Source organism: Erwinia sp. 1181_3 (assembly GCF_052824965.1).
Genome location: NZ_VTDE01000001.1, coordinates 253,399 through 265,634, shown reverse-complemented (window position 1 = coordinate 265,634; position 12,236 = coordinate 253,399). Strand labels below are relative to the sequence as shown.

Below are 12,236 nucleotides of genomic sequence, written 5' to 3'. Positions count from 1 at the left end.
GCTTCTGTCCGTTGCTATCTGTTTAGTGCTCCTAGGGTCCTCACCACGAGTGACACAAGAAGTGATAACAGAGTGACACAAGGTAAAGCGCTTACACCTAAGGTACACCAAATGTTTCACGTAAAGAAGACTGCCTGCGACCGCCCCATATTCACTCACGCCATCCGTAAAGCTGACTCGGTTAACACTCACAGTGACGAGAAAGGAATACACATCTACCTGACAGGACCAACCGCCAGAAAGATGACAATGAGTCAACTCATGGCGCTCTCAATTGGTACTGACTTAGCTGTATGGTCAATTGTTGATTATCGTACTGCTGGTCCTCTTACAGCCCTGTATCAAGTCCGCTATGGGCTGGTCAGTTGCGGCTACCTGATGCACCACGGGATAACCGTTGAGCTGGGCTTCAAGGCTCACACTGCGAAGGAGGCCCTGTGATGCTGACGATCATCCTTACTTTCTTTGCTCTATCTGTGCTTGCTGTCTGGTGTGTTTCATTAGGGGTGTTCATATGGTGCTGCGTTACGGCTCCTGATTACCGTCCTGAGGACTTCGAGTTAGACGGTGAGCAAACCATTGATTGATATGGATATTCCAATTAACCCTCACTACAGGGGAACAGCAGGGCGCTCAGGCGTCCTCTCATTGGCTCAATCAAGTATTAGCTTATCTAGGCTGGCTGTCCCTCAATTGGTCAGACGCACCAAGTCAGGCCGCTATGTGATGCGATTACGCGAGATAGGCTCAATGTCATCTCTGGTCAGTATCGGATTACGGACAACCAACAGACATGAGGCGACACGACGAATGAATCATTTAGCGATGACAGCAAAGGCTTTCTTACTGGATAGCCCGACAGCTACAAGCAGCGAACTAAACGAACATCTACGGGGCATTGCGTTATCTTTCCTGACTCAACAAGTCCAGGACTATTGGCACGGTCTCGAAGTGGACCAGTTAGGAGACGCAGCGGCAGACCTCAGGACGCTAGCTCAAGGTGAACTGAATATTAATCAGCAGGTGCACATTGTGAAAGCACTGGAGGTACTCAAGGCAGCACAAGCGCGGGTCAATCAAGGTCATGGTGCTGAACTGTTATCTGTAATGGACCAGTTAGATAGTGCAAAAGATGACTCAGTGCGCAATCTGGAAGGTGACCAAGGGCCTAGCCCTAAAGAATCTACACAGGAGCCTCTAACGTTTGAGTCATTATCAGAAATGTATTTCAAGGAACACGCGGTCAACCTCAAGCCAGCCTCAGTGAGAGACATTCAGTCAGCACATAAGGCGCTCAAGTTGTTCACTGTAGGGATTGACTGGAGGACCCACACAAGGGCCGAGGTGTCCGCTATGCGTGACTCAATGAGGGGCTCAGGGCGATACGCAGACGCTACGGTTAATAAGATGATGGCTAAACTGTGCGCTGTTATGAATTGGGCGTTTCAGAATGGACACATCAAGCACGACTACACAAAGGGTCTCAAGGTTAAGGGCGTCAAGAGTGTACGCCGTGCCTATACTGCCGACGAATTGTCCAAGGTGGTTGACCGGGTGACCACTGAACGTGAACCACATAAGCGCCTCTTTGGTCTGGTCGCTACTATCACAGGAGCACGCGCCGGGGAACTCACACAGCTAACTAAGGGTGATGTAGTAGAGGAAGCTGGTCATCTCTGTATCGACATTAACGAGAATGGAGACAAGAGCATTAAGAACGCTGCAAGTGCTCGTCTGGTCCCGCTGACAGATGGCGCTATGGGTTTCTCACTGACCGAGTTCCGGGAGTGGGTCGCTGCTTTGCCGTCCAGTGATTCCCTTGTGTTCGGTATGTCCAGAGACATAGCGTCACAGTGGTTTAACAGGGAGGTCCTACCGCAAGCACTGCCAGACCGCACAGTTGATCTTGTGTTGCACTCTCTGCGTCACACTATGGCTACCCTATTCAAACAAGCGGGAGTCGCTGAGAGCCTTGCTGGTGACGTTCTGGGACACTCAGGGCAGGGCATTACGTTTGGTCTGTATGGTCGCGCTAAGGCAGTTGACCAGATGGCTGAGGGTCTCGCTAAGGCACTGTTAGAATCTTGATAGGCTGGACTTATTGGTTTGGTGATAATGATTGGTCTTGCCATTAAGACTCACTATCGGGAGAGGACTCAATAAAGTCTGAACCTAGCTGGTCCATGCTTCTTAGGGGTGGGCAACATTAGTACGTCATCTGCGCTTGCGCGGTCTCTGACTATTGGCTGATGGGACCAGTTATTTTATTGACTCAGGTCATAGGGGTGGAAACTCTAAGAGACTGTAAGTTATGGTGATTATCTAGCGATAACTGACACCTTACATTAAGTTATCTTTTAGTTAAAACCCAAAGAAACTTAGAGCACTGATAGTTTTAAATGAATTGATTTAATTAAAGATAATAACTTTAAGTTACTGTAAGGGTAACTCACTTGGTACTCTATGAGATGCCTTGTTGTGCCCTGTTGAAAGATGGTCATCATGCGATAGCAACCATCCTCCACATAATGGTCACTTCCTGTTCAACACCCACTAATGGGAGACATACCGACACGGCTCGTTATCCTCGCTAGTAATCCCGCCATGTGACTATTGTAAAACCCTGAAATGGGGCTTTTAGAAATCTCTAATTGCTTCAGCCCAAATTTCGGCTAAAGGCTCCGTCTGAATGGCGAACCAAGGACGCTAAACGATTTTACAATGACCGTGTATGCAGATCAGTTAAATCTAAAGAGGAAAATTTCCTTTTATTAGATTCCAGCAGCGCTGACTTATTGCCCACATGTATTACGACTCACTAACGGGAGAGATGACACATCGTTCTCCTGCTTTAAATACCGTCGCGTTTCGCAGCGCACCCATATATTAAACACAGTCATTCTGATTGCACTCTCATTGCCTCTTGCGGTTCCCTTGTGTTGTGGGACTGTGTGGCTGCTTGAGGGTGCGACTCTGAGAATGCAATCAAAAGGAAATACAACATGTCTACTTCAATTATTAATAACGTATTCGAGTCTTTCAATGTTCGCGCTGTCATCATTGAGGGTGACCCGTGGTTCATCGCTAAGGATGTAGCTGAGGCGCTCGGATATAAAGATACCACTCAGGCAATCCGTAAGAACTGCAAGCGAGTTAAGTTAATCGATTTGCGAGACTTGGAGGGGGCGTCTACTGGACGGGGTATTATTTCTGCTGGTAATCCATCCGCGAATGCAATCCCTGAGTCAGATGTATATCGACTGATTATGCGGTCTCGGCTCAAGAGTGCTGAACGCTTTGAAGATTGGGTCACCGAGGAAGTCTTACCGTCAATCCGTAAGTCTGGCGCTTTCATCGCTGGCGTATCGGATAACCATTCGATTGACTCCAAGCTACGCCAAGAGATCACCGCTGAGTTCGCCCGTAAGGGTAAGGACCTGTTAGCGGACATAGACAGGCACGTCCTGTACGGCAACCCTAAGCGTCATGAGGTGCTGAACCTAAGCGATGCTCTAAGTAAGCGCCACGGCGTCCCTGCTTCACTTGTAGAGGCCATGTTGTTTGACGGTATGTCTGCGCTAGAGGATTTCTAAGAAGGAAGCACGTAGAGCTTAACCCGAATGCAAAAAATGCACTCCGCTAAGGAAGACTTAACGCCCCCAGATTTGGGGTGGTTGAGGGTCTCCCCTGTTATTTGCATTAAGACTCACTATCGGGAGAGGACAAACACTGTCTTGCCATCACACACACATCGGCTCTTTATGACTATGCTCATATTCCAATGAACTGTGTGATGAGTGTTACCTCTTCAAGTATATTAAGCATTTTATTCGAACTCCATTATATTTAATATGTGCGATGACCCAACGAGAGGTCTGGAGCTAATAGGCTTCATCCGCTTATTGGTAACTCACCAGAGAACTCAACCCTCTCAGGGGGCACCCATTTATATTCTCTCTACCTCTAAAGTAAATCAGACGGCCGCCTCAATAGGGCTTAACCGATACAAACACCAGACGACTCATTCAATAAAGAAAATTCTAAATTTAATACTAATAAGTTCATATCCTTCATGCGTTGATTGACTGTGGGTATTTAACATTAGACTCCTATCTTTAAGTTGTTATCCCTGAGTATCGGCAGGAGTCTGGTAGCGACCATTAAGGCGGCTGACTGATTTACTTCTTAATTAAACAAACACATCTATGGAACCTTTCAGTGGTTCTTTATTTTGCCCAATTCTGGACATTCACTCAGGACAAATCACCATGACCACACCTAATAAGAAATCATCCGGGGTCAACCTGCTTGCACTCCGAGAACACTTAACGGCGTGGCTTGCAGACCCTACCGATTACCAAGTTTCCATTGAGGAAATCGCAACGATTACCGGGAAGCATAAACGACACGTCAAACGAGACGTAAAAGCCATGAGAGCACGCCGTGGTCAACCCGAGGGGACCGCTGAGATTCTTACCGGGAATGACTTGCTGATGCTACTGGCTGGCTATAACACCGCGATAAGTTTCGATGTAGTCGAGACCCTCGCTGACCTCTATTCAAATCAAAAGGACTGATAACTATGACAACCTTCAACACATCGACCCCAGAGGGCCGTAAAGCTCTCAGGCTGCGTGACGTGAAGACTCAGGACCTGATTGATGCCTTAGGGCTGGGACCACTTGAGGACCGCGAGAAGCTCACCAAGGCCGCTCTGTGCCACATGGCGGTAGCTGCGGGTCTGACTATGCGCGACTTCATGTGACCAATTTATTTATCAAATCAATTAAGAAGGAACACCCCATGAGTATCAATCCTAATTTACCCGTCCCCGGCTTGACCAAAGAGAAGCTGACACTGAGTCCTGACCTGTCGTCTGTGCTGTACGCAGGGCAAGAGATACCTACCGTGCACTTTGTGAAAGCCACTGTGCCTAGCCTGCTGGCCTTCTATGGTGCCGGGTCTGCGAGTGCCTTTGAACTGCTCTCTGAGATGAACGCTAACGGCTTCTCCCTGCGTGGTTACGGTAAGTACACAGACGCATGGGCCAACGTGGTTGTCTCTCGTCGAGAAGAACAGGCACAGCGTGAGCGTGAAGTGCGTGAACACAATGAGCGCATGGCTGCAATCATGGCGACACCTACTGAAATCGCTAAGGCCGTGGCTGAACGCAAACAGCGTGAAGAAGAGATCGCCCGTAAGTTCGGTGAGCACGGCCATCGTGCCGCATTCGGTGGTTAATTTCACTCCGCAAGTCAACCAATGGGTCTGCAATTCCGTGGACCCGCTATGCACATTAAGTGCAATTTTATTCAAATCCAATTAAGAGAAGGTATACACCATGAGTAACATGTCTAATTCCGGTTTCCACGCACTCGACTACAGTATTGCTAACCGTAACGCACCTACTGACAACGGCAAGACCACAGGCGTTATCAACACCGCTGACTATGCATCACCAATGGCTCGCAATAATGATGCGCAGGTGACCCGAAAGCCATTCCAAGGCCGTGACGCTGATTTAGAAAACAGTGAGGTCATTAAGATGCTTGACGGCACCGCTGAGATTCTACAGGTGAACGGTACGGACCTGAACGGTAAGGGTCTGCCGGGTGGTAATGACTCGACCGCATACATTCAGGCTCTGGAAGAATCACTCAATGCTACGTTTAACGATGGTGAATTTGAGGCTGCTGTACGTGAGCACATTTTCCCTTGTGAGTTTCGTCCATATGGCACCAAGCCTACTCCATTGCGTACCCATACACTTGAAGATCGCAGCGTTATCTTGAAGAAGAACGGCTTGTTTAACCCGGCTGAGGACGCACCGACCGCTAAGGCAATTAAAGGCTCCGCTGTGATGGTCTCACCACTGTTGGTCCCTAATGAGGACAACGCTCAGAACACTGGCGCGTTTATCTCTGCGGCAACCTTCGTGTCTGACTTTGAGATGATGGGTGGTTATACTCACGGCGCTCTGGTGCAGTCAGTCGATAACATGATTGACCAATATAACCGCCTGATGTTCGGTAAAGTTGCGGAGGTTCTCGCTGCAACCCCTGACCTACAGACATCGACTTACAGCAAACTCACAGGTAAACCCGCTGACCAAGCTGAGGACGTTCTCGATGCTCTCGCGTTGAATCTTCCTGTGCATCTGGGTGGTTCTTTGGACCAGTTCGCCTTGATGGTCCCTGCGAAACTTGAGGCCGTCCTAGAGCGTGCTGCTCAACGTGCTGGTCATGAAGACCTTTCCGACCTGCTGGGTTGTACTGTATGCCCTTACGTGGGTGAGGACACTGGCGTTTATCTACTGCCTAAACTGTTTGCGTCTATCTCTTTCCGTACCACTCAGGAAGGTGACGCAGTGCGAGTAATCGTATCCCGTGACTCTGGTCGTGCAGGTTACAACCTTGAGTTGGTCTCTGTGATTGACGTATTGGCTTCCGGCACTGTGCGTGTCAAAGAGAGTGCACACATGGAAGTTGAGGCTGACGCTTCGTTTCCTCTGGTGCATCGCATTACCTTCACCAAGTAATAACCACACTCAGCAAACCTGTAGGCTCACCCTTAGTTAATTCTATTGGTGGGCCTTTTAATTATATCAATCATGCGTCTCTACGTGAATTTTGCAGGATAATACCTCTGGTCAACTCTCAGAATTTACGTAGCGCCATCTCTAAATATCATGGCTAACTATCAAGAAACCTCTATGGCTGTGCTCGTGGCACTTGCTGTGGAAGACCTGCTATTACATGGTAAGATCTCACTTTTTAAAGCTCTGCCAGAGTACACACAAAGCGAACTCTTAGCGCAAGCTCCCACGGTCCGAGAGTCATTTCTGAAGGCAACCCGATAAAGACAAGGAGTCATCTCATTCTTAAGCCAATCAAACACCTTATCGGCAACGCACAGGATTTACCTGATGTCCCCCCTCGCCAGCTCAGAGAGCACTTACAGGCGTCTTTCGGCTACACTTACCTGCGTCAATCTGGATTGCTAAAGAAGTTGAGAATAGAGGATCACTCAGAATCACTCATATCAGGAGTCGTTCAAGGCTTCGCAACGGCGTCTATTCGATGAGACAAATTGGAAACCCGTAGGACTCTCTTAGGTGATGAGGATTTAATTTTATTATCCAATTTCGAAGGTGGTCTAATAGAATAATACGAATCGAGGGAAGTGGCAGGTAATGGGAGCTCAGCGCTACCCTAAAATTACAGGTAACGCTAAATAATATCCAGATATAAAGAAATTAATGTTTCAACTTGCTACCATTGTTACCAATCAGTCATCAATCGTCATGCTGACCTGCAATTGCCGCTTGAATGGCACTATACTCGGATCTTAATGATTCGTATTGTGAAGACTTAAGTAATCTATCCGTATCAAGTTTAATTACATGAGCTTCGGTTTTGAATTTTTTCAGTGCATCATTTTCCATTGCGCAAAGTATTATCTGATAATCTAATGGGACACTTTTCATTAGCTCTTTAATGACAGTCTCATAACGATGTTCTGCTTGCTCCTGCTGATTTGGAGTATCAATGACGAAAGGGGGGACTATACAGGTTCCGGCACCGCGTATCTGTTGTAAAATTGAGAGTTGATAAGCAAGTAAACCTCGCGCTGCTTCAGCAGCCCCACCCCCAAGCAGCTTTTTATAATCAGTGGGTGAGTTTACTTTACTAAGATTGACACCTTTAGAGCCTAACGAGTCAATGTTAATTAGTAATTTTTCCATAAATGAAGTGTTCAAAGCTTCTTTATCTTTAGTTGAAAGGAGCTTTTTTTGGTCACTTTTTAAATCTTTTATTGAACTATTGGCTCTACTTATGTTGAGGTCTTCGTTATCTATTTTCACTTGAATATTTTTTGAGACGTTTGTTGTGGATATAGCGTCTATAACTTGTGAAATAAGTTCATCTTTATTATCTTGGCTGATATACTTTTGATTTATTCTTTCAATATCTGCGGATACATGCTGAAGATCATCATTTAATTCTGTTAATGATAACTTAAGGTCTTCTATTTTCGAGTTTATCAGATTTGCTTCTTCAAGAAGAGAATCTTTTTCTGAAAGTAACATAGCCCTACTTGGTAATGAATTATCGTGTAGGGTCCCGCACAGAGGGCATTCCAAATTGTCGGTAGGAATAGACTCAACCGCAAACTTATAGTCATCTTCCAGTTCGCTCGCAGAGGTCGTTGCTAACTCGTATTGTCGTTCTAAATCATAAATATTTGAGTTTATTAAGGCTTGCGCCTCATAAAGTCGAGTTTGGTATTGAATCATTCCATGAAGTTCGACGTTTATTTCCGCTTGGATTGCACTAAACTCATCACTATTTAAGGCGATAGAGGAGTCTGCTGAATTATCTTCGATGACTTCAACAGCACTATGGAATTTCTCTATTTTCCTTTCGGAATTCTTCTTGCGTTCGCTATATTCGTAAATGTTCTCTTCAATTTCAAAGTGCTCTGGTTTAATATAACCAGTGAAGTAGTTTATCAGAGGTCTTTTCCAATTAAGATATTGCCCAAGGTATTGAAATGAATCCCAAGGAGTACTCCAACTTTCAACCTGATCAATATAGAATGGCAAGAAATAATAGGCAGGCGGGGGAGTTTCTAATCTCCCATCATCACGATTAGGAAGCTTCATTTTAAAATTGACGAGATTAGAAAAGTCTCTTGAAAAATCACCCGTTATCTTTGTGTATCTTTTAGCTTCGCCACCGACCAAACCTAAAATTGTGGAATGACTTCCACGGCAGGAAAAATACTCTTTATTGTTAACGGTAAAATATAAAATTGATTTTATATCATTTGATTTCCATTCTTCATCGAAAACAGGATCGCAACCTAAAGACCAAAGCAAGCTCTTAGCTAGAGTAGACTTGCCAATACTATTGTCTTCTCCTGTAATTAGATTCAATCTCTTCGGGAACGTGAACTGATTCGCAAGTCTTTTCGAATCTGAGATCAGAACCAATCGTTGAAATTTCAAGCTGCTCATTTTTCTTATTCCTTAAGTTTCGTATTAAAAGTTTATATCGTTCCTTTTTATTTTTTACATCATTCATGTATCACCTTTAATAAGAAATAAATTATCTCGCAAAGTATATCTTCATGATCTGATATCTGATTTCCAATCTTGAGTTCTTTAGCTTTTTCAGCAACGGCCTCAATGTAATCACTTGTTTTAGGGAAGTCTTCTTCAGAAATGAAACTTATGGCCTGCTCAGTAATCCGCATTACATTCATATCAAAAGCTGAAACATGAGCAACACGGCGCAAGAAAATTTGTTTTATTTTTTTACTAATCCTTCGGTAAGTAAGAATATTCCATTCTAAGTCGTTTTTAGCTAGATAATCAAAATCTTTCTGAAACTCTTCAAACTTAGGACTTATAGTATTTACTGCTATTACATCTTTAACTTTATGAGATGTGAGGGATTTATCTTCGACCAATTTTTCCCAAACAGTAAAGTCGTAAGTATTCTGACCTTTACGATGAATCTCATCAATGATTGCTCTGTAAATATTTACTGCGTTACAGTGACTATTGGGAAAGATGTCTGTGACAAGTTCGGCGAACCTAGCGATAACAAACTCTCTTTGATTCTCTAGCTTTATCTTTGGGACAATAAACTTTAAGTTTTCTGGTATGACCTCGATACCTAATTCGGCCTTTAATTTTGATTTTAATCCCGACAGGCAATTCTCACTGAGATCTCCTGAGCTTATAACATCTAACTTTAATTTTTTATCTTTCTGTTCAAATGAGAATCCACTTGAAGAAACTAAACCTATCTCCGTAATGCGTGTTTCATAATCATTACCGACACAAGAACTTAAAAGTTTACCTAATATAGAGCTTTTAGGCCCATTAGCACCATTTTCTCGTTTTGTTAAAGCATCAGAGGTATAGGGATTGCCAGTATTCTTAACTTGGAAAAACTCGAAGTTTGCAGTACTTCCAAATAGCGAGTCTGCTATAACTACATCCTCATGATATTCAATTAACAATGCGTAATCTGAATTGGATTTGTGCTTTTCAATTATTTTACACAAGGCCCAATGATATTGGAAATTATACTTCCCAAATGTTGAAGCCCCAGAAGTTTCTCTTTGGGCATGACCTAGAACGTTTCTCTCCATCAATAAGCCCATCCTTTGTTATGGAAATGACAAATGGAACCATTAAATTTTCTTACTAATTTAATTTATGGCGGCTTCAAAGTCTACAAAATCTTGTAGGCGTAAGACTATAAAAGCCTGAGTTCCGCGAGCGTGGAGGAGTGCTGAAGTTTAAGGCGTGTACCAATAATCTAAAGGAGGACACAATGTCCTACATAACCAACCCAAAGTGGCCCTTAAGCGGCCCCAAGTACATCACCAAGCCTAAAGCATCCTCAACTACCAAATCTAATAGGGCACGCATCACTACCTTCATAGGAGGCCCTGAGGTTCAGTCAGTTGTCACAGAGTTCCTGACATTAGACGCTGAGTCACCTACAGGCATCTCGTGGGCCAAAGAGAATCACAACAAGCGCCATTTAGTTTCTCATCGTGCGGCAGGTGAACCAGCAGGGCGCAAGGAGGGTGACACCTCGTTAGTCATCAAGGGCTACCGTGTGACCGTTCAGCGTGCCATTGAGATGCTGAAAGCTGCTCAGCAAGGACGAGTATTGGCAAACACTCATACCCAATGGGTTAATACTTCAGGGCGACGTAGTGAGAGCACTAAGCTCGGAAAGTGAAATAAAAACCTTATGAATCAATGGTTATGATTAAACCCTCACTAAAGGGAACAGACACTAAAGAGTCACGTCTGGACCCGCTTGTAGTCTCGCTGTTTTTTCAGGGGTGAGCACATTGGTACGCTTCGCGGTCTGTAAGACTGCTTCTTAGCTATTGGCTGGTGAGAGACTATGAGCTTATGACAACAATGTCACAGGGGTGGAAACTCTAAGAAGTACAAAGAGTGACCGATGCGTGATGGTGATTATCTGGCGATAGCCGACACCTTACTTAAAGTTATTCTTTTGATTTAACTTCAAGAGACTTAAAGACACTTGAGATACTTTCAGTTTAAAAGCATTGATTTAATTAAAAGATAAAACTCTTTGAGTAACTTTAAGATTAACTTTTAGATAGATGGTCATCATGCGATAGCAACCATCCCACTTAATGATTATTAGGATCACTCTGACCTATCCGCTTCGATGTAATCAAGCGGATCACTATTTGATCACACCCTGTTAGACCTCCTGTAGTACACCCTAAGCCCTCGCAAGGCTCCATTATATATCACACATACACAGTCATTCTGTTTGCACTCTCAGTGCCTCTGCTGGTCCCCTTTATGTTGTGGGACTGTGTAGGCCAGCGGAGGGTGCGACTCTGAGAATGCAAACAAAAGGAAATACAACATGTCCAACTCATCTAATTCAAAGAACCACAAGCACACTGACCATATCATTATTATTGAAGACCACGCCTTTAAAGCTAACGCTGACGGTATGTGGAATCTTACAGAGATCTGGCAGACCTTGAAGTTACCGAAAGGTAAGGCCCCATCTGAGTGGAAGACCAAATCTGCTCAGAGATTAACCCGACAGGTAAAAATGCGGGCGGCTCGTTATGCCAACGGTCATGAATATAAAGCAGCCGATAAGCAAGCCACTCTCAAATACGCTGGCTGGATATCAGAGGATTTTGAAGACACTGTTTATGCAGCCTTTGAAGCTATCCTAGAGATGCCAGAAGTTGCCACAGTGGTAGCCAATAAGATGGTAGAGCTAGGCTACAACAAAGAAGCTGAACTCATAGAGCGCCAGAAAGACGCTCACCGCTACGCTATGGGAGAACTCAAGGCAATCTCTAGCCGGGTCGATGGTCAACAGCCAGCCCGTATCTACGAGGCCTTTAAGCGCGGTAACGTGACCAAGGAGCTAGCCTTAGAGATGATCTCTACTACATCCGTTTGGTATAAAAGAGTGCTCGCCTTTGAGGCATGAACCAAGTCAATTAATTAGTTAGAACAACAAGGAGGCGTCCTATGAGTCTGCCAAGCGTAGACCTTCGGGACGTACTCATGATGCTCTCAGTTCTCTTATGGATGCTCGATAAGCTGTGATCGTTAGGAGTCCCTTAGGCCCTTAAAAGTAGTCACAAAAATTTCTGTCAGTATCTAATAGAGCAACTTCCCAAAGTACCCCCATAGGCCC

General features: G+C 44.8%; 12 protein-coding genes. 10 read left to right on the top strand and 2 right to left on the bottom strand.

All coding sequences use genetic code 11. The annotated features are described in order from the left end of the window. Window positions 1-111: 111 nt before the first annotated feature. The 8 genes from FY046_RS01215 to FY046_RS01180 all read left to right on the top strand — a co-directional run bounded on the left by FY046_RS01215 (window position 112) and on the right by FY046_RS01180 (window position 7,083). Window positions 112-441 (top strand): hypothetical protein, encoded by a 330-nt coding sequence (locus FY046_RS01215; protein WP_446185621.1) that lies wholly within the window; start codon window positions 112-114, stop codon window positions 439-441. 369 nt (window positions 442-810) lie between these two features. Further along, on the top strand, window positions 811-2,088 hold the full coding sequence (locus FY046_RS01210; protein ID WP_446185620.1) for a tyrosine-type recombinase/integrase: 1,278 nt from the start codon (window positions 811-813) through the stop codon (window positions 2,086-2,088). 914 nt (window positions 2,089-3,002) lie between these two features. Next, window positions 3,003-3,593, top strand: coding sequence for a BRO-N domain-containing protein (locus tag FY046_RS01205; protein ID WP_446185619.1), 591 nt, complete (start codon window positions 3,003-3,005; stop codon window positions 3,591-3,593). Window positions 3,594-4,268: 675 nt separating this feature from the next. Beyond that, on the top strand, window positions 4,269-4,577 hold the full coding sequence (locus FY046_RS01200) for a hypothetical protein (protein ID WP_446185618.1): 309 nt from the start codon (window positions 4,269-4,271) through the stop codon (window positions 4,575-4,577). Between the two features lie 5 nt (window positions 4,578-4,582). Continuing rightward, window positions 4,583-4,765, top strand: coding sequence for a hypothetical protein (locus FY046_RS01195; RefSeq protein WP_311976501.1), 183 nt, complete (start codon window positions 4,583-4,585; stop codon window positions 4,763-4,765). A 38-nt stretch (window positions 4,766-4,803) separates the two neighbouring features. After that, a complete protein-coding gene (locus FY046_RS01190; RefSeq protein ID WP_446185617.1) occupies window positions 4,804-5,241 on the top strand; it encodes a DUF6971 family protein in 438 nt (145 codons plus the stop codon). Window positions 5,242-5,341: 100 nt separating this feature from the next. Beyond that, entirely contained in the window at window positions 5,342-6,538 is a 1,197-nt protein-coding gene (locus FY046_RS01185; protein WP_446185616.1) for a hypothetical protein, read from the top strand. Window positions 6,539-6,837: 299 nt separating this feature from the next. After that, a complete protein-coding gene (locus FY046_RS01180) occupies window positions 6,838-7,083 on the top strand; it encodes a phage protein (protein WP_446185788.1) in 246 nt (81 codons plus the stop codon). A 211-nt stretch (window positions 7,084-7,294) separates the two neighbouring features. On the opposite strand, the gene FY046_RS01175 is transcribed toward FY046_RS01180, so the two are convergent. Together FY046_RS01175 and FY046_RS01170 are read right to left on the bottom strand one after the other, a co-directional pair. Then, entirely contained in the window at window positions 7,295-9,019 is a 1,725-nt protein-coding gene (locus FY046_RS01175; protein WP_446185615.1) for a hypothetical protein, read from the bottom strand. Window positions 9,020-9,078: 59 nt separating this feature from the next. Beyond that, complete coding sequence (locus FY046_RS01170; RefSeq protein ID WP_446185614.1) at window positions 9,079-10,164, bottom strand: DUF4297 domain-containing protein; 1,086 nt, start codon at window positions 10,162-10,164, stop codon at window positions 9,079-9,081. A gap of 185 nt (window positions 10,165-10,349) precedes the next feature. On the opposite strand from FY046_RS01170, the gene FY046_RS01165 reads away from it, so the two are divergent. Beyond that, window positions 10,350-10,766: a hypothetical protein gene (locus FY046_RS01165; RefSeq protein ID WP_446185613.1), complete on the top strand. Its 417-nt coding sequence runs from the start codon at window positions 10,350-10,352 to the stop codon at window positions 10,764-10,766. A 672-nt stretch (window positions 10,767-11,438) separates the two neighbouring features. Next, on the top strand, window positions 11,439-12,026 hold the full coding sequence (locus FY046_RS01160) for a hypothetical protein (protein ID WP_446185612.1): 588 nt from the start codon (window positions 11,439-11,441) through the stop codon (window positions 12,024-12,026). Window positions 12,027-12,236 lie beyond the last annotated feature (210 nt).